Source organism: Campylobacter sp. JMF_01 NE2 (genome assembly GCF_027737365.1).
Taxonomy (GTDB): Bacteria; Campylobacterota; Campylobacteria; order Campylobacterales; family Campylobacteraceae; genus Campylobacter_B.
In genome coordinates, this window is sequence record NZ_JAOVTR010000002.1 from 196,652 (window position 1) to 216,592 (window position 19,941).

Genomic DNA, 19,941 nt, shown 5'->3' on the forward strand with positions numbered 1-19,941 from the left:
TGCTAGGAAATTTTTTACTTTCTTTTTTCCTATATTGATAATTTTATTAACTTATATATTTTGGCGTTATGAAATTAAATTTACAAAACACACCAGCACCACAGCGTTTGAAATTCTTGTTGTGATGTGTTTGCCAGCACCAATTATGCTATTTGTATTTAAAGAATTTAAATATTTTTTAATCTCTTTAATTATAATTCCTTTTTTGTATTTTATAAGAAAATTTGATATTTCTTGGCTTAATTATTTTTTCTACGGCTTATTTGGAAGCATGATAATAACTAGTTTGTTGCTTAAAATTTATGAAATCATATATTTACTCGATTTTAAAGAGTGGTTTAAATACAAATTCAAAAAGCAACTGATGAGAGAAATTATAAAAGATATTTCGCCAAATTTAGTTTATGAACCGCATAAATTTATAAAATTTAGCGAATTTGATATCCCGCAACTTTATAGTGGAGGCGTTTTGGATAGCTATAATGGCAACGATTTGGTTTATGGTGAAGTAGGCGGTGTCAAAATCAAATTTAGCGATTTAAAATTTTCGAAAATAGCCCCTACACTTGAAAGACAACTTATAAAAAACAAAGTTATGTTTTTTGGTGTATTATTTATAGCCGAATTTAATAAATATTTTAAGACTAGGGTTGCTGTTTTGGATAATTACGACGAATTTGCTAGCTCGCATTTTACCAAAACAAAAATGGATAATGCCTATTTTAACGACACTTTCACGACATATTGCACAGATGAAGTCGGCGCAAGATACATCTTAACCCCTGCTCTTATGGAAAAAATGCTAAATTTAAGAGAAATGCTTAACACTAAGTGCAATTTTTGCTTTTTTGACAACAAAATTTACATATATTTAAATTTTAATCGCGATAGTTTTGAAAAAATAGATTATCATAAACCTATAATCGGTGAAAATTCTATCTCAGAAGAATATAAAAACGAGATAATGCAATTTATCGATATTGTTAATCATTTAAAGCTAAATTCAAAGATTTTCAAGCCAAATACTGCACCCGAAAATTTTATTGTATAAAATTTGCACATAAGTGTCATTGCAAGCAAAGCGAAGCAATCGCCAAATTTCAAACTAAGCGCAGGGTAAATGGCAAAATTTTAAACTTTAAAATTCTGCCATTTTTACAGTTTGCAATTTAAAATTTGGCGAAATTTCGCATACAGTATTCATAAGTTGCGAAAACAAAATTTCGCGCGCAGTATCCAAGTTGCGGACAGCAGAATTTCACTATTTCACATACGGGATAAACTCAGCGTATCCGCGCTCGCTCATTTTTTCAAGCGGGATAAATTCGAGCGAGGCGCCGTTTATGCAGTAGCGCAAACCGCCCTTTTCTTTGATGCCGTCCTCAAAAACATGCCCCAAATGCGCCCCGCCAAGACGCGAGCTAACCTCCGTGCGCACCATGCCATGTCTCGTATCGCGCGCATAATCCAGCGCGTCGGTAGTTATGGGCTTAGAAAAGCTCGGCCACCCGCACCCTGCGTCGAATTTATCCGTCGAGCTAAAAAGCGGTTTTTTCGTAACGACATCGATATAAATGCCCTTTGCGTCGAGTTTATCAAATTCACTCGTGTATGGGTGCTCCGTCGCCTTTTCTTGCGTCACGCTAAATTGCAACGGCGTTAGATTTTCCTTCATCTCTTCTGGGCTAGGGAGCGCGAACCTGCTCTCGTCATAAAGCGGTTTGCTCGCCAAATTTAGGTCGATATGACAATATCCATTTGGGTTTTTGCCAAGGTAGTTTTGGTGATACTCTTCTGCGCGCGCGTAATTGTGTAGTGGTGCGATCTCGACGGCGATTTTTTCCTTATATTTTTTTTGTTTTAAGGCGATGAAATTTTGCAAAAATTCCTTGTCGCTCTCGTTGGTATAATAGATCCCCGTGCGATACTGCCTGCCGACATCGTTACCTTGTTTATCGACACTTATGGGATCAATCACTCTAAAAAAATGCTCCAAAATCTCGGCAAATGCCACGACATTTTCATCAAATTTGATTTTTAGAGTTTCGGCGTGGTCTGTGTTTTTAAGCGAATAATAATCCGTTTTTTCGCTATTGCCGTTTGCGTAGCCAACCTCGCTGCTCGCGACGCCCTTTACTCGCCTAAAATACCCTTCCATACCCCAAAAACAGCCACCCGCTAGATAAATTTCTTTTAAATTTTGATTTTTGCTCTGCACGCTTTCGCCATTTAAATTTATTTCATCTGCGCCTAAAAATAGCGCAAAACATAGTAAAAATTTTAAAATTTTCATCATTTTTGCCTTGTTTGATTAAAAATTCCCTGCGATTTTAGCGTAAAATTTTAAAATTTTAAGTTAGTTGATAAAATTTATTGATTATTTTAGGCGAGCGATATAGGCCATGAGTTGCCCGAGAGCCACACCACTATCGTTACTCGGAGTGGTTTTGTGTAGGTGAAATTTCACCCCAGCCTCGCTAAATTTACGCACTACCAAATCCAAAAGCGTGGCGTTTTGAAAAACCCCGCCACTTAGCACGACCTGCAAATTTCGCTCTTTTGCGATTTGAAGCATTATTTTAGCAAGCGCGTTTATGAAATTTGACGCAGCCACGGCTGGTTCATCTTTTAGCGCGCTTAAAAAGGCATTTTTGACGCTAATTTTGCCGTTTATTATCTCAAATTTATAGCGTTTTTCGCTCTCGCTCGTGATTTTGCTCTCATCAAAGAGATTTTCCAAACTCATACCGCTTTGGCCGTCAAAACTAACGCTTTTTAGGGCGCAAATCACGCTTGCAAATGCGTCAAAAATGCGTCCAAGCGAGGTTGTCTTTGGCGAGCGCGGAGAAATTTTGGCTAAATTTGAAATTTCATTTTGGCTAAATTTCGCCAAAAACTCACTCGCCTCGCTTTCAATGCCAAATTTAAAAATCAGCGAAATTGCGAGTTTATAGATATTTTTGATCGAACTCTCACCACCGATTAAGGCAAATTCATCGAAATGCAAAACCCTTTTGTAGCCAAATTCGTCAAATTCCAGCACTTCGCCACCCCAAATCGCGCCATCTGCGCCATAACCCGTGCCGTCAAAGCTAAATCCAAGATATTTTTTACCACTTCCAAGCAAATCATTATCCGCCAAATTCGCGACCAAATGCGCGTAATGGTGCTGAAATTTCACCACTTCAAAGCCCAAATTTTCAAAATGTTTCGTGTGCAAAAAATTCGGGTGCAGGTCGCCTAAAACAGCGTCAAATTTCAAATCATAAGTTTTGATAAAAATATCCAAAAGCGCGAAAAATCGAGCATTTGTGGCGATATTTTTCAAATCGCCGATATATGGGGAAATAAAAATTTGCCCGTCTTTATATATTGCAAACTGGTTTTTTAGCTCCGCGCCAAGGGCGAGAAACGAGCCTTTATGAGCAAATTTGCTTTTGAAAATTTGCGGATTTAGCCCACGCGAAGTGCGTAAAAATTGCGCAAAATTTTGCATAATATTTTGCGAATTTTGCTCCGCGATTTTTGCGATACTCTGCGCCTGATTTTGCACCACAAAGCCCACACTATCGTCGCTTGGCGTGATAATCTCTCTGTCATTATCCAAATAAAAATCAATCACACCGCCCAATTTTTGGCGCAAACTCGCCTCATCGTAAATTATCGGCTCGCCACTGATATTCGCGCTCGTAGCGATTAACGGGCGATTAAAATACTCAAAAAGTAGCAAATGAATGCCAGTGTTTGCTAGAAAAATGCCAACCTTGCCTAAATTTGGCGCAACCGCATCAGCAAGGGCTAAATTTTGCGAATTTTTTGATTTTTTAACCAAAACTATCGGCTTAATTTGCGAGTTTAAAAGCTCTTTTTCACTCTCGCAAAACCGGGCAAATTTTTTAGCCATTTTCTCATCTTTACACATTATGGCAAATGGCTTATCGGGGCGATTTTTGCGAATTCGTAAGGTCGCTACGGCGTCTTCGTTCGTCGCGTCGCACATTATATGAAATCCGCCAAGCCCCTTTACAGCGACTATCTCGCCACGAGATAAAATTTCACAAAGCATTTTAACCGCATTCTCGCCAGTAGCTAAAATTTCGCCATTTTTGTTTTTCAAAAAGAGCTTGGGTCCGCATTTAGCGCAAGCAATCGGCTCGGCGTGATAACGGCGATTTAGCGGGTCAGTGTATTCGCCACCACAAAATTCGCACATTTTAAACTGCGCCATTGTCGTATTTGCGCGGTCATAAGGGAGTTTTTTGATGATACTAAGTCGCGGTCCGCAGTTCGTGCAGTTGATAAATGGGTAGCGGTAGCGTTTGTTTTGCGGATCGTAAAATTCGCGCCTGCAATCATCGCAAATGGCAAAATCAGGCAAGATTGGGTTAAATTTCGCCGAATTTTGCGAAGAAACGATTTTAAAATCACTATAAATTTTAGGCGCGATTTCAAAAATTTCAAATTTATCAATCCGCGCAAGTGGCGGAAGCTCGCTATAAATGCGCTCTTTAAGCTGTGCTATTTGCTCGCTCGTGGCGTTTGCGTGGATTTTCACGCCCTCGCCGTCGTTATAAACCTCGCCTTTTATGCCTAGATCGGTGCAAATGCGGTAGATAAACGGGCGAAAGCCCACGCCCTGCACAGCTCCTGCAATCTCGATTTTAACGCTCACAGCCTTGCAAACCCAAATATGCCGAGAAATCAAGGCGAGATTTGCCAAGCACGAGTGTGGCGATGTTTGCGAACCTGCGCTCGGCAAAGAGCGAACCGCTAAGCACGCCAGAATCGTATAATGCCTCGTTTGCATCAGCCAAATCGCCGATAAATCTAGCCAGCGTATCAATCACGCCGTAGCTTAAAACCTTGTCATCGACCCCTGCTAGCTTGTAGCTCATCGCCGAACGAAGCGTTTTGGCGAAGTTAAAATCGCCGTTTTCTTTAAGCTCGAAGTCTAGTTTCATGCCCTTTTCGCCCAAAAATTCCCCAGCACACTCCAACAAATACTGCGCGTCTTTGCCAAAAATCACGCGAGAAAGCAGTTCAAAATAGCCATAAAAACTAGGTTTGATTGCGCTAAAATCAGCATTTGCGCGCACATAATCTAGGCTAAAATTTGCGCTAAAATTTGCCAAAAGTTTTGCGCCTGTCTCGTCGCTTTTGATTTCATCAAAAAGAGCGTCCAAATTCGCAGGCATGGCGAAATTTAGAAGTTTGCGCTTGGATTTGGCTTCGTAAATCGCAATCTCATCGGCGCTATTTTTCGATACAAAAACCCTCATCACGCGCGAATCAAAAATCTCTTTTTCCTTGCAAATTAGCCCAAAATGTGTGGTGCTATCGCCAGAAGCAAGAAGTGTTTTTTCGGCCTCGCTCATAAATTCAGAGTTTTTTGTGATAAGAAATCTATCCTCAATCACGCATAAATTTAAAAATTTATTTTTGTTACCCTGCGCGCTGACATAGTAAATTTCATCATCTTCGAGCCGTTTAAAAAGCGCGAACGAAAAGAGATCGCTACACATTTTCACATCGAAAAATTTAGGCGATTTTGAGAAAGAGCTACGAAAAACGCTGTTTGTTTTGAGGCGCAAAATTGGCTTTTCGTATGTCGCAAGGGCGATTTTTTGCTTGTCATCGGTGATGAAAATTTTATTAAACGATTTTAGACCAGTGGCGACCATAAAGTCTGAATTTTCAAAATTCAAATCCGCACTAAGGCTAAATTTCTCGCCATTTAGCGAAATTTGCAAAATTTGATTATGACGCAAAATGCGGTAAGCATACTCGATTAACTTGCCAAAATTTTGCTTATTTACAGCGACGAAACTCTCGCCGTCAAAGACGCTAACACCGCTTAAAACTCCAAATTCGTTTTCTACAAATTCGCCACTTTGCAAAAATTCGTGAATTTGGCTTGGGGTGAAATTTGAAAATTTAGGCAAAAATTTAATCTCGTCGCTTCTGGCGCAAACTTCCTTCAAATCCCCTTCGCCAGATACCACCTCCACGCTCGATTTTGCCAAAAACGCAGAATTTGGGATAAGCGCCATAAATTTATCGCTAAATTCGAGTAGCTCTTTTTCATCTGCTTCGACATAGAGTGTGGTTAAATTTTTGCCTAAATTTAGGGCGTATTTCAGCCCAGCCTTACGCGCATAAAAATCCAAAAAATAGGCGATTAAGCCGTTGTTATTCAAATAATCAAATTTAAAAGAAATTATCAATTTTTGCCCTTAGAATCAAAATTTTCAGCGATATCGCGCACGCTTAAATTTCCAATTTTTTCGCACACAAAACCGCGAGAAGCGATAAAATCTATCGCCGTGCGCTCCATAATCTCACTAGATTTCAGCACCTCATCGCTCACGCTAAAACTCATCGGCTCTATGCGCATTGGCACCACGGCTAGGATTTGCGTGCGTGGTCTATCGCCACAAAGATCTAGCATTTGCAAGGTTTCTAGCATCTCCACCTCGTGAGCCGAACCGCTCCATTTCACGCTTTTTGGCATAGCCTCGTAGTCGAAGAAATACACATCGCCGATACTGCCCTCGTCTGCGTCGATACAATCAATCAGCAAAATTTCGTCGAATTCGACCAAAATGTGCATTAAAAGCGCAGCCAGCGTGCCTCCGTCGATGAATTCGATACTATCGTCAGGTGAGTTTGGGGTGAATTTGTAGTTTTGTTGCAGTGCGTGCATAAAATGTACTCCGACACCTTCGTCGGAGTACATAATGTTACCTATACCGATAACACCTAATTTCATTTTTGAACCTTGAACTTATAGCCGCTAATGATAGCGTCCATAGCTCCGTCTTGTCCTTTTACAGCGTTGAAAACAGCCATATAAACATGCACAGGGATAAATAAAATAAGGAAATTCATCGATAAATGGTGGATAGTGCGAACCTCACTTAGACCACCCATCATAGCCTCGATTGGGCGCATTAGATCATAAATCATACCGCCAAGTCCGCCATGATACATATGCACATGAAGCACAAGGCCAGTGATACAAATCAAGGCTAAAATGATATAAAATGCCAAATACGCAATGAATTGCAAAGGATTATAAACGCCGTGCAAATGTGGGTGTTCGCCTAAAAATAGGTAAAATTTGATCTGCTCGATCCAAACCCTAGGATTAATAAAATCCTTGATACTAACTAGCTCTTTTCTGCTGTGTTTATCGAACAAAAACAGATATGATTTGTAAAGCATAGCCGCCATTAGCACGAAACCTGCCACTAAATGCACGAAGCGAATTTTAGCTTGCAAGAATAAATTTGGCTCAGAGCTAATCTCTGGGGCTATGAAAACATAGGCCAAATAAAATCCAGTAATTACAAGTATGACGATAGCGATAGCGCGTATCCAGTGGGTAAGGCGCAATCCTATCGAAAATTCATACTCAGCTTCTCTTTTGTTCATGGTTTAATCCTTGATATTTGGATTTACTTTATATGAGCTAAGCTCGTTGCCTTTGGTATCCATAACATGAACAGCGCACGCAATGCACGGATCATAAGAGTGGATTTTGCGGATAATTTCAAGCGGTTGCGTTAAATCTGCAATTTTGAGACCGATTAAGCATGACTCATAAGATGCCATATTGCCCTGAGCGTCTTTTGGACTAGCGTTCCATGTGCTAGGAACGACTGCTTGCCAGTTTTGGATTACTCCATTTTCGATTCTGCACCAGTGGCTTAGGCTACCGCGCGGAACATGTCCGATATATCTGCCTTTGTATGATTTCTTTTTATCGATTGTGTATTTAGCGCAAGTCTCAGTGTCGCCTGATTTGATATTAGCGATTAGGTTATTAAATGCTAATAATCCATTATCAGCTACGACTTTTGCCTCGATCATACGGCATGCTGTTCTACCAAGAGTAGAGAATACTGCTTCTAGTGGAAGACCAGTATCAGAAAGGAATTTATCTACTACTTTTGTGACAAATTCATTGCCTTTTGCATAATTTACAACGATATTTGATAGTGGTCCAACTTGAAGTGATTTGCCATCATATCTAGGAGCTTTTATCCAAGTATATTTACCCTCGGTATTTAGGACTTTTGTATCTTCCATTTCACCTTTGGCGTTTAGAGTTTGCTCTACCTTAAATCCTGTGTAGTTTGGTTCTTGTTCGCCGTCATAAGGGTGAAGTGGTTTGTCATTTTTATACCATGAGTGAGTGGCTTCTTCTGTAATCTTGCTCTCATCTAGCTCATGAACCTTGCTAATATCGCCGTCTAAAATCACACCGCTTTGGAATAAGAAATCATTGCGTGAATATTGGAAAGTTTGGTGTGTCCATAGATTTGCGACACCGACATCGTTTAATACGCTTTCTTCACTAGCATACGCACCACCAGCCATAAGCAAGTCTGGATAATATGCGCGGTTGATGAAATCAGCAACTTCTTGGAATTTGACCATATACTCACCAAGTCTTGCTGGGCTTAGGATATCCATTACGCATGTTACGCCACCGACTGTTAGGGTTTGTGGGTGTGGTTGTTTGCCGCCGAAAATCGCCATCATTTGCGCAGCTGTTCTTTGGATACGCAAGCACTCTAAATAGTGGCTAAGCGCAATCAAATTCTGCTCAGGAGTTAGCTTGTATGTGCTGTGTCCGAAATATGCGTTTGCAAATGGTCCAAGTGCGCCTTTTTCAACGAAAGCTTTTACTCTTTGTTGAACTGCTTTTAGCTGATCCTCACCGCAAGCATAAGGCAAATCTGTATATCTGAAAGCCTCTTGGCTAGCAGCGTGTGGATCTGCGCTTAGTGCGCTTACGATATCAACCCAGTCAAGTCCGTGTAGTTGATAAAAATGCACTGGGTGATCGTGCATAAATAGCGCAGTGTTCATTAGCGTTCTGGTTAAAATCGCATTTAGTGGCGGAGTTATGCCAAGAGCATTTTCAACAGCCGAAATTCCAGCATTATAGTGAGAAAATGTGCAAACACCGCAAATTCTTTGCATAAAAAAGCCGATATCCCTAGGATCGCGACCCTTAACGATAGTCTCTAATCCACGCCATAAAGTAGAGCCAGAATACGCATCCGTTACAACTCCGTTATCATCGACAACTACTTCTATGCGTAAGTGTCCTTCAATACGAGTTATCGGATCTATTACTAATCTTTGTGACATTTCTACTCTCCCTTATTCTTTTTAAATGATGCAATGGCTGCATGAACTGTGATAGCTACACCTGTAACAGCCAAAATTCCTATACCGATTTTATCGGCTGTCGCATCAGCACCTGCTCCGCTAAATACGGTATTGTATAATCTATCTGCCAACGGCTCCTCAAATGGTCCCATGTGATCCCAAAAATCAGGCTCAGAACAGCCGATACAGCCATGACCTGCTTGGATTGGCCAGCTAGTGTGAGCATTAAATCTCTCGCGTGAGCAGTTATTAAATGTATATGGGCCTTTGCAACCTACTTTATATAGACAATATCCGTCTTTTGCGCCTTGATCGCCGAATTGCTCTACGAACTCACCTGCGTCGAAGTGACCGCGTCTTTCGCACAAATCGTGAATTCTAAGTCCGTAAGCCCATTTTGGACGATTATAAACATCAAGTGCTGGAAGTGTGCCAAATAGTATGTAGTGAAGGACATTTCCTACGATATTTTTTTCGCTTGGCGGACAGCCAGGGACATTGATTACTTGTTTTTTAGTTAATTTGCTTAACGCAACAGCGTTTGTTGGGTTTGGTCTTGCTGCTTGGATACCACCGAAGCTCGAACATGTTCCAATAGCAAAAATCGCAGCTGCACCAGCAGCAGCATGTCTGCAATGCTCGGCACCTGTCTTACCAGCAGGTCCTACTGTAAGGAAATATTCGCTACTTCCGCTTGGAATTCCACCTTCTACCATTAAAATATACTGCCCCTTATATTTTTCGATAGCTCCATCTAAATTTTCCTCTGCTTGCCAGCCAGCAGCAGCCATAATCGTCTCGTGATATTCTAAACTAATATAGTCGAAAATCAACGAATCGATAGTTGGAGTATCAATTCTAAGTAAGCTTTCGCTACAACCTGTGCATTCTGCCATGTGAAGCCAAATCACAGGTAAGCGATCGGCGAGTTCTGCCGCCCGTGCAACTTGTGGTGCAAATACGCTAGGTAACCCAATCGCCGCAGTCATTGCGCCCGCCCATTTCATAAAATCACGGCGTGAAAAACCGCGCTCAGCAAGGCGTTTAGTGATACTATCGCCCTCTTTTATCTTGGGTAGTTTAGCGACTTGTTCTAGCCTATCGGCTACTTTTGCTAAATCAATCATTATGTTCTCCTTTACGCTTATAGCGTTAATCCGTAATTATATAGTTTTTTTGTTTAAAATTTGTTAAGGAAGAACTTACTTGTAGTTAAATTTTCTACAAGTAAGTTAAATTTTAAGGTTAAATTTATTTAATTTTGAAATTTAGCGCCGGTAAATCATAATCCATTACGCTTTCGTTTTGCATATCAGTGATACTCACAGCCGGCAAGGCACACATACCAGAATACACTACATTAAGCGGTGTGTAAAATACGCCGGTATAGTCATTGCCGTTTTTTGTATCTTTATAATACGCCCCACCAACCGGGAAGCTTAGCACTCTATCAAACATTATCTCTTTATGCTCGAAGCTAGTTTTATCCTGCAAATTCTCAGGCCTTATAAATCCCGGATTTATGCGCTCATTGACGATCTCAAAGCAGGTGCTTGCCGCCTCGTCAATCACAAAATTTCTGATATAGAAATTTGAGCGGAAATTTATCTTAGAATAAATTCTCTGCCCTACTTTTAGATTATCAAGCGAAACCGCATTACCAGCCTCATCGACAAATTCACGCACGATTTCTAGCTGTTTGATTCCGTGCAAATTTCCTGTGTGGTTGTTTATACTAAGCGGGCTATGTTTAAGTGCTACTGGTTCGTAACCAAAACTAAGCAAATTAGCAAAAATTTTCTCGCCATTTTTTGGCGAAATTTTGATCTCTCTGTCGTTAGAATTTAGCATAATTACTGAATTTGACGGAGTTTGGATACTTTGCGTAAGGCCGTTTGCGACTATATCTGCGCCCACGCCCTTATCATCTTCGCCAAAATACGCTTCCAGCGCCCTTAGCACAAACGCTCTTTCTTGCGTGCTATAAATGTCTTGTAAATTTTGGCTTAAATTTTGTGCCAAAGTATCTAAGACACTATCTTTTATACCGACGCTTCCTAGGGCATACAGAGCAAATCCAGCGTCCCTAACCTCACTAGCAAAAATTTTACTAGCATCTTTATTAGCATAATCAAATTTATAATTTGAACTATAAATTTTACTAAATTCCGCGCTCATTTTGTGTTTTTGCAAAATCGCGAGCATAGAAAATGTCGCTAGTGGGCTAGCTTCGTAGAGTTTTTTATCATAGACGAAATTTAGCTCATCATCGCTTAATGCGCCTACCCTATCTAGCACGAAATCCGCATACAATCGCAAGCTAGACTCGCTAGAATATGACGATTTTAGCGCCCTTAAAATCAGCTCTTTTTGTTTTGGGGTTAGGATTTTGTATTTCGCGTCCATATCCAAAAGCACATCGCTAGCATACAGCGACGCAAATGCGTTCGTCTCGCCATGCGCGCTCCAATACCCAAATTCGCCGTTATTTTTAAGCCTTGATAAAATTTTCGTAGCATGCTCTAAAACAGCCCCCTTCATCGCCTCGTCGTGGTCGCGTTTGTAGAAGAAATCATAGGCTAAAATTTTAGAACTAATCTGCTCTGTGCAACCATACGGATATCGCTCCAACTCCCTTGCCACCGTATAAGTGCTAGGTCTAGTGCCTATGTATGTAAAGACATCTTTATACGAAGCTGGCAGACTAAAATTCATCGGCGCGTCGCTATAAGCACTGGCGCTAAATTTCGAGCGCGGAAACTGCGAAATGACATCAAATTTCAACTCATACTCAAATTTTGCCCCATTTTCTTCGCTCGCTTCCAAGCTCACCACGCCCTCGCCAAGCTCTAACGCATTTGCTCTAAATTTCAAATTCTTTGCTTCTAGCGCGCCTAGCGTGATATTTGCATCACTAAGCGAAATTTGAACTGCGTCGTTAAAACTCGCCTTTAAATTTAGCGATTTTGGCGAATTTGTCGTATTTATGAGCGTTAGCGGGATATTTATATCATCGCCTTTGACCATGTATGTCAAATCAGCTGGTTTGATGACGATATCATCTTTGACGCTGATTTGAGAATTTGCCCAGCCGATTTTTTCTTCATCATCAAGGGCTAGCGCACTTAGGCGAATCATAGAGTTAAAGTGTTTTGGCAAATCTACCTCAAATCTAGCCTCACCTGCGCCGTTTGCGATACCCTCATACATTTTGACAAATTTTTTATCTTTTTTGTTTTGCACTGGGCTTAAATTTCGCTTCGCACTTTTTAGCATTTCATCGCCACCAAAGCTTAGTTCTTTGCCGTTTGCGCTATACACACTCAAATCATCGAAAACATCGAAATATCGGTGCCTGAAATATATCGGCTTATCAAAATACAAAAACGCATTTAGTTCTTTTTGATTTATCGCGTCTAATATCCCTAAATCCACAGCATAAAGCGTGATTTTAGAATTTGGCGCGGATTTTGCCACGATTATGGCTTTTTCGCCGTTTTTATACTCAGACTTGCTTTGCAGGCTAAGAGGGAGTTTTTTCTCGCTCACATCGAGGCTTACAGCTACATTTGCATAGGTGCGAAGCGGCATAGCAGCGCCCGAGGCAGAGCGTGAAATGCTAGCGCTAATGTGTCCGCCAGTGAAATTTTCTGGCACTCTTAGCTCGAAACTTGCGCTGTTTCCGCGAATTTGCGTGATTTTATAATCATAGATGCCCTCTCCTATCAAAGCCACATTTAGCACGCCGTTTTCGATAGGCGAAGTAATCACGCCTTTAATCATTTCGCCAGGTTTTAATTTTGATTTTTCTAAATTTATACGGGCGGTATTGACATCTTTGGCATTTAGCCTGCCATAATATCCATATCCGCTCACATCGACTCTCACGCTCGCACTTGCCCCGCTTGCGTAGTCGTTTGCTACTACGATATACGAACCGCCATTTTCGAATTTATACCCAATCTGTGCGCCCTGCGCGCTAATGCTATCTACAAGCGAAAAACTCTCTTGCTCGACATATCTCTCGCCATTGTAAATGTAAGTGAAATCTTGGCGATAAATTTCTAAATCCACCTTGCCTTTTTGCTCTTTTTTGCTAAGGCTATCTAGCAATGCAAGGTCGAATTTTACCTCCTCGCCACTGCTTATGAAGTCCTTATTTGCGCGAATTCCTAGAATTTTGTCGTATGGATAGTAGCTTAGCATTTTATACGCGCTGACATTTTTGCCACCGTCTTGGACACTAAAATTCATCATCAAATTTGCCGCATTTGAGACACCCTGCGCCTTTGGAGCGATTACGAGATCTTTTTTGCCGTTATTATCCAGCCTAAATTCCTCGCTTTTTACCTCCAATGTGCCCTCTTTTTTAAGTCTTGCATTTGTGAAGCTGTATCCTTCAAAACCGCTGATTTTAAGCTCTTTTTCGTAAGATTTTACCTCAATTTTGCTGGCTAAATTTGCAGCTGGTGCGCCCACAAGGTAGTTTGAAATCAAATTTGCGATTATTAGCTCATCTTTGTAAATTTCATCTTTGCTCGTTAAAATTTCGTTTTTCACGCGGTTTGGTATGAAATTTTCGACGCTAAATTTCTTGGTTTCGATGATTTTATCCTCGTAGATTAGCTCAAAGGTATAACTTCCGCTTTTTTCACCCAAATTCTCTTTGAAATTTAGCGCGCCATAAGAGTCGGTTTTGAGCGCGCGAGTGATGATATTCACGCCGTAAGGATCTGTGATTTTGTATTTAATCGGAGTGTTTTTAATCGGCGTAAAATCGCTCTTTTTGAGCACCACAGAGCCGATTAGTGCCTCATTTGGGCTTACTAACTCGCTAGCGAAATACACCATTGCCCGCGCGTTACTTTTAGTTGCTTCCCTGCTAGAAACAGCCTCGTCAAATATCACAAACCCGCGCTCTTTGCCGTCTGTAATCTCGATAGATTTAGGATTTTTATCCAAAAATTTAGCGTCATTTACAAGCAAAATTCCGTCACTATTCGTGCGTTTTTCTAAAATCATCTCGTTTTTGTCATTGTAAATTTTAACAATAGCGTGCGACAAAGCCTTCGCATCGCTTAGGCGCGAAGTATAGATTAGCGCGCCGCTATCAGCCATGCTAACCTGAGCTGAAATATCGCTAATATAGGCTGTGCGCGTGATAGTTCGCATTATAGCGCCCTCTTTGTAACGCGCATTTATCACATACACGCCGTCCTCAAAGCCCTTAAAATCCATAGCGATTTTATGCTCGCTAATCTCGTTTTTCGCCCCGCCAATGTCAAATTTTTTATTCACAACCTCGCTAGCTAGCGAGTGCGGATAATTGCTTTCGAAATTTAGAAAATATCTGAAATTCTCATCACTGATTTTTGAAACGCTAATGCTAATTTCGTTTAAATTTGAGCTTTTTATCGCGATATTTGCGTTTTTAGGGACAAATTTTTTCATATCACTAAACTGCACAAAAGGCTTTCTATCGCCAGTTTTGAAATTTAGCTTTATTTCATTTCTAACTATCCTAGAATCATCGCCAAAGCCCTTTAAAAGGCGCAATTCATAGCTTTTATTTGGCACAAATTCAGCGCTTTTGATATCTACATGATAGTAGTATTTATCACTGATTTGCGGGTATTTTTGCTCATCTTCGTAGTATCTGTATCTAGCCTCGCCAAGGCTAAATTTACCCACGCCATTAACGCGGATAAATTTGGCTAAATTCGCGTCATCGACATAGTGTGGGAAATACAGCCTCGCTCCAAACGAGCCGTCATTAAAGCTAATTTCGCGGATTTTGACATCGTCTAGGTTTGAGGCGTTTATGCTATCGTTAAATGGCTCTTCATCTGCTTTTAGGATTTTTGGCGCGCTTAGCGTTGCGCCGTTTTTTGATTTTACTAAGCCTGCTTCGATGACGATATTTGAGTGCTTAGCATCATAAGAAATCAAAAAACTTCTATCATTTTGTGCGCTAATGGTAAAGCTAATATCGTTTTTGGCTAAATTTTGCAGTGAATACACCCTAATCCCTGCTTTTGCCCCCTCCTCGCTCACGCTATCGTTAAAGCTAATCTTTGCAAGTCCTGGGCGCAGTATTTTAAGCTCGCTCGCGCTAAACTCAGCCGTCGTAAAGCTAAATTTCTCCCCGCCAATCTCGCAGTTATAGCGAGTGCTGGCATTTAGCTTGGTCTTTGGATAAAACTCTATTTCAGCGCTATTTTTATACTCATATACGCCAGTAATCCCTGGCTCGCATTTTGCGATTTGCTCCTCGCTTATGCCAAAAGGCGCGATTTTTGCACCACTAAAAACCAAGCTCTCATCATTAATCTGCGTTTCCACGCCAAAGAGCCACCCAGCGCAAAGTGCGCTACAAAGCCCAAATTTGATTAAAATTTTTTCCATGATTTTCCCCTAAGAATTTCGCGTAATTATATTGTGAAATTTTTATATTTTGGTAATTTTTTATTTTTAAATTTAGCGATTTTTTACCCTAAATTTCGCCACACTAAAATTCGCGTTTTCGTCCAAACACGAAAGCTCATATTCGCCTGCGCCCAAATTTAGCATAAAATTCTCGCCATTTTTTTTCGCCTCGTATGGGCTATTATTTACGCTGATAAAGATTTCATCGCCAAAAACAGCCGTGCAAGAAGCACTAAGATTTATCTCTCCACTATCGCCCACTTCGTAAATTTTGCCATCTATATCGCTAAGGGCTGGGCTAATCTGGGCAAATTTATCCTTGCACCTGCCGTTTTTGGTCGTATTTGCGTCGATTATGCCGTTTTGCAAAAGATAAAAAAGCTCGCTAGGGCGGTAAAATTCGCACTCATCGTGCAAAGTTACACCCTCTATCACCAAATCTCGCACCATTTTTTTACACTCTTTTTCTACGAAAAAATCAGCGCAAATTTCCCTTTCGCTCACGCCACTAGGACGGGCAAATTCGGCATTTATCGCGCCTGTGTTTGAAAGATAAGAAAACATATCAAAAACCACGCGCGCAGCACTAAGCCCGCCACTTATATCGCTCGTTTTTTCGCCGTTGAAATTGCCAAACCAAACCCCAAGGCTAAATTTTGGCGTCACGCCAATCGTATAAAGGTCGCGCCCGTCGGCACTCGTGCCGGTTTTAAACATCAGAGCTGGCATGTTTTTGGTATTTTGCCACACAGAGCCAAGATAGCTTCGCGGGGCGTTTTTTAGCATTTGCGTGATGATATACGCACTTTGCGGGCTTAGTATCTGCGCGCTCTGACCAACTTTTGCCCCTGCTAGTTCTAGCGGTTTTAACTCGCCAGAGTTTGCAAAAACGCTGTAAAGATGAGTGAGATTTAGCAAATTTATGCTAATTCCGCCAAGCCCGAGCCCAAGCCCATAATGCTCTTTGGAATACGGCGCGAGATTTGCACGAAGCAAAAGCTCATAAAGCCCGTCATCGCCAAGGGATAATAAAAGCTTCAAAGCCGGGATATTTAGGCTATATCCGAGCGCCTCATTTGCGCTAATAACCCCCATAAAGCCTAGATTGTAGTTGCGTGGGGAGTAGTTTTTGAAGCTAATCGGAGCGTCGATTAGCTCACGGCGTGGCGTGATAAGCCCCTCTTCAAGGGCTCTTGCGTAGATAAATGGTTTTAGCGTGGAGCCTACATTTTTCGCCCATACTATGCCGTCATTTTGCCCCAAAAATCCGCCAAAATCGTGCGAACCCGCGTATGCCACAACCGCCATTTTTTCGTTGTCGATTAGGATTGCAGAGCCATTTTTGACGCCAAATTTGGCTAGGTCATTTATCCTTGATTTAAGGAAATTTTCAAGGGTGAGTTGATAGGTTTTGTTTAAATTTGAGTGGATTAAATTTGTGCCATTTTGCGCTGTGTGTGCGTGTTTAGTTCCCCCCACAGAACTTGCGCGCGCGCGTTTTGTTTCGGTGGCTGTTTCGGTAGCTGTTTCGCTCGCACCCTCTGCCACGCCAGCTGTTTTGCTCGCTGTTTCGCCCATACGCGCACCCACAGCCTCACTCGCGCCGGCACGCCCTGCCATGCCTAAATTTTTCGCATTTTTAAAGGCGCGCATTGCATAATGCGGGGCGAAATTTGGCGCAGGGTGCCTTGTGGGGGTAAATTTCTCGCTACTAGCGCGTTCAAATTCGCTAAGCGATAAAATTTTAGCCTTATAAAGGCTAGAAATCAGCCTGTTTTTTAACGAGTTTAAATCCAAATTCGCGCGGTCTAGGCGGTTTTTGTTCGGGTTTTTTGGCACAACCGCAAGAAGCGCGATTTGAGCGTTGCTAAGCTCACCTAGGCTTTTGCCAAAATAAAAATAGCTAGCACTCGCCACGCCCTCGATATTGCCACCATAGGGGGCTAGATTGAAATACATTGTCAAAATTTCATCTTTTGTGTAGTGAAATTCGAGTTGAAAGGCGTTAAAAATTTCGATAAATTTGTTTTTGTAACTGCGCTCTTTGGGGTTCATCATACGCGCAACCTGCATTGTAATGGTGCTTGCACCCACTCTGGCTATATTTGCATTTTTATGCGTAAAATTTTGCGAAATATTATGCGTAAATGCCCGTGCTATCGAAAATGGATTTACGCCAAAATGGTAGTAAAAATACCTATCCTCGAAATGCACCACGCTCTGTTTTAGACGCTGTGGGATTTCATCGCTACTGGCATAAAACCTCCAAATCTCATCACTGCTGATTTGCATATTTAAAATTTCACCCTCGCTCGAATACAAAACTAACGACTTTTCTTTATTTAATCCAGCCAAATTTAGGGGAAATAAAAAATCCAAAATCAAAAACAACGAAAGCAAAAATGCGCCCAAAAATGCGCTAAATTTCACAAACCATATAAATTTCATAAAAATATTATATCTATAAAATTTATAAATTTACTCAAATTTTTCACACAAAAAGAGAATATAAAGCATAAATTTTATAGAATCGAGAGTTGAATTACACTTTAAAGAGCCCAAAGGAGTTATTATGAAATACGGTATCATTTTTGGCGGACAAAGCTACGAGCACGATGTCAGTATCCTCACAGCAATCGCTGTAAAAAACGCACTAAAAGGCAAAAATTTAGCCTTTATCTACTGCGACGCTAACCGCAGATTTTTCGAAATCGAAGAGGGAAATATGGTAGCAAGCTACTTTGCTAGAAATTTTGCTAGGTCTCACTCTGCCAACACAGACGCTGCTGAGGGCGGTTTTTCATCTCAAACTTCTTATGGCAGCAAGGTCAAAGAGCTAACCCTCTCTTATGGCGGATTTTACACAAGCGGTATGTTTTCAAAAAACAGATTAGAAATCGATGTTTGTATCAACACGATCCATGGTGGCGATGGTTGCGACGGCAAGCTAGCTTCACTTTTAGAATTTTACGAAATTCCACAAATCGGCCCTAGATTAGAGGCAAGTGCGGTAAGCCATAATAAAATTTTAACCAAAAATTTAGCCAAAAACGCAGGGGTTAAAGCGATTAATTACGCAGTTTTAAAGCGCACGAGTTTGCCGTCTTTTAACTACCCTGTCATCATAAAACCAGCTCACCTAGGTAGCAGTATCGGTGCTAGTATCGTAAATAGCGATATGGAGCTCGATAAAATCATCGACAAGGTCTTTAAGCTAGATAGCGAGGTCATCGTCGAGCCTTTCGTCAAAGATGTCAAAGAATACAGCCTAGCGGGTTGTAAAATAGGTGGCGAAATTGTATTTTCAAAATTTGGCCAACCTGTGAAAAAAGACTTCCTAGACTTTGGTCGCAAATACATCGACACCACCCAACCAAACACCGTGACAGAGCAAACCGTGGGCATTTCAATCGCAGATAAGATGAAAGATGCGTTTGCTAAAATTTACAACAGCGGATTTGAGGGCTCGATCATCAGATGCGACTTTTTCGTGTTTAATAACGAAATCTATCTAAACGAAATCAACCCCGTCCCAGCGGCTCTTGCAAGCTATTTGTTTAACGATTTTGGCGCGATTATCGACGGGCTTTCTACATCTTTGCCACAATACAAAAAAATCCCAGTAACCTACGATTTGGTTACGCAAATCGCAGCAAACAAATAATCAAATTTCACGCTAAATTCCAAATTTAGCGTGAAATTTAGCCAAATTTAATAAAAGGATAAAAAATGAGTATTTTGCTAGTAATTTTAGCTATTTTAATTCTTGTCGGAATTTTTCTCATTGGTATTTACAACAAACTTGTCGCACTTTTAAACGAAGCCAAAAACGCCTTTGCACAAATCGATGTCCAGCTAAAACGCAGATATGATCTAATCCCAAATTTAATCGAAGTTGTCAAAAAATACATGGCGCATGAAAGAGGGACCCTAGAAAATGTCGTAAATGCCAGAAACCGCGCAACTAGCGCATTAGAACGCATTAAACAAAACGGCTTAAATGATAGCGATATGCGAAATTTAGCAAGCGCAGAAAACGAGCTAAAAAGCGCGCTAAATGGGCTAAATATCCAAGTCGAAGCCTACCCAGAGCTAAAAGCTAGCGAAAATATGCTACATCTAAGCGAGGAAATCACCTCTACTGAGAATAAAATCGGCTTTGCTAGGCAGTCTTACAATGACGCAGCGACGGACTTTAACACCTATAAACAAAGCTTTCCAAACAATATTTTAGTCGGATTTTTCCCTAAATTTCACAAAGATTTAGCCCTGCTTGAATTCAAAGAGGAAAATATCCAAAAAGCCCCAAAAATCGAGTTTTAAGCGAGAAAT

12 protein-coding genes are annotated in these 19,941 nt (G+C 41.0%); 3 read left to right on the top strand and 9 right to left on the bottom strand.

What is annotated here, in order from left to right; genetic code table 11:
• Nucleotides 1-271 precede the first annotated feature (271 nt).
• Nucleotides 272-1,051: a DUF3137 domain-containing protein gene (locus OFO01_RS04280; protein ID WP_270858953.1), complete on the top strand. Its 780-nt coding sequence runs from the start codon at nucleotides 272-274 to the stop codon at nucleotides 1,049-1,051.
• Nucleotides 1,052-1,261: 210 nt separating this feature from the next.
• Here OFO01_RS04280 and msrB read toward each other — a convergent pair whose 3' ends face one another.
• The 9 genes from msrB to OFO01_RS04325 form a co-directional block, all read right to left on the bottom strand.
• Nucleotides 1,262-2,293 carry a peptide-methionine (R)-S-oxide reductase MsrB gene (gene msrB, locus OFO01_RS04285; RefSeq protein WP_270858954.1) on the bottom strand — a complete coding sequence of 344 codons (1,032 nt, stop codon included), beginning with the start codon at nucleotides 2,291-2,293 and terminating at the stop codon, nucleotides 1,262-1,264.
• Nucleotides 2,294-2,377: 84 nt separating this feature from the next.
• Nucleotides 2,378-4,672: a carbamoyltransferase HypF gene (gene hypF, locus OFO01_RS04290; RefSeq protein ID WP_270858955.1), complete on the bottom strand. Its 2,295-nt coding sequence runs from the start codon at nucleotides 4,670-4,672 to the stop codon at nucleotides 2,378-2,380.
• Nucleotides 4,662-6,224, bottom strand: coding sequence for a hypothetical protein (locus tag OFO01_RS04295; protein ID WP_270858956.1), 1,563 nt, complete (start codon nucleotides 6,222-6,224; stop codon nucleotides 4,662-4,664). Before OFO01_RS04295 ends, hypF begins: the two co-directional genes overlap by 11 nt.
• The gene (locus tag OFO01_RS04300) at nucleotides 6,221-6,769 is read right to left on the bottom strand and encodes a HyaD/HybD family hydrogenase maturation endopeptidase (protein ID WP_270858957.1); all 549 of its coding nucleotides are present in this window, start codon (nucleotides 6,767-6,769) and stop codon (nucleotides 6,221-6,223) included. The genes OFO01_RS04295 and OFO01_RS04300 overlap by 4 nt, the downstream gene beginning before the upstream one ends.
• A complete protein-coding gene (gene cybH, locus OFO01_RS04305) occupies nucleotides 6,766-7,434 on the bottom strand; it encodes a Ni/Fe-hydrogenase, b-type cytochrome subunit (RefSeq protein WP_270858958.1) in 669 nt (222 codons plus the stop codon). The genes OFO01_RS04300 and cybH overlap by 4 nt, the downstream gene beginning before the upstream one ends.
• Nucleotides 7,435-7,437: 3 nt before the next feature.
• Nucleotides 7,438-9,162: a nickel-dependent hydrogenase large subunit gene (locus OFO01_RS04310; RefSeq protein WP_270858959.1), complete on the bottom strand. Its 1,725-nt coding sequence runs from the start codon at nucleotides 9,160-9,162 to the stop codon at nucleotides 7,438-7,440.
• A gap of 2 nt (nucleotides 9,163-9,164) precedes the next feature.
• Nucleotides 9,165-10,310 (bottom strand): hydrogenase small subunit, encoded by a 1,146-nt coding sequence (locus OFO01_RS04315; RefSeq protein ID WP_270858960.1) that lies wholly within the window; start codon nucleotides 10,308-10,310, stop codon nucleotides 9,165-9,167.
• Nucleotides 10,311-10,434: 124 nt separating this feature from the next.
• Nucleotides 10,435-15,588 carry an alpha-2-macroglobulin family protein gene (locus OFO01_RS04320; RefSeq protein WP_270858961.1) on the bottom strand — a complete coding sequence of 1,718 codons (5,154 nt, stop codon included), beginning with the start codon at nucleotides 15,586-15,588 and terminating at the stop codon, nucleotides 10,435-10,437.
• Nucleotides 15,589-15,660: 72 nt separating this feature from the next.
• On the bottom strand, nucleotides 15,661-18,057 hold the full coding sequence (locus OFO01_RS04325) for a transglycosylase domain-containing protein (RefSeq protein WP_270858962.1): 2,397 nt from the start codon (nucleotides 18,055-18,057) through the stop codon (nucleotides 15,661-15,663).
• 124 nt (nucleotides 18,058-18,181) lie between these two features.
• On the opposite strand from OFO01_RS04325, the gene OFO01_RS04330 reads away from it, so the two are divergent.
• The gene (locus OFO01_RS04330) at nucleotides 18,182-19,273 is read left to right on the top strand and encodes a D-alanine--D-alanine ligase (RefSeq protein ID WP_270858963.1); all 1,092 of its coding nucleotides are present in this window, start codon (nucleotides 18,182-18,184) and stop codon (nucleotides 19,271-19,273) included.
• Between the two features lie 65 nt (nucleotides 19,274-19,338).
• The gene (locus tag OFO01_RS04335; RefSeq protein WP_270858964.1) at nucleotides 19,339-19,932 is read left to right on the top strand and encodes a LemA family protein; all 594 of its coding nucleotides are present in this window, start codon (nucleotides 19,339-19,341) and stop codon (nucleotides 19,930-19,932) included.
• Nucleotides 19,933-19,941: the final 9 nt, after the last annotated feature.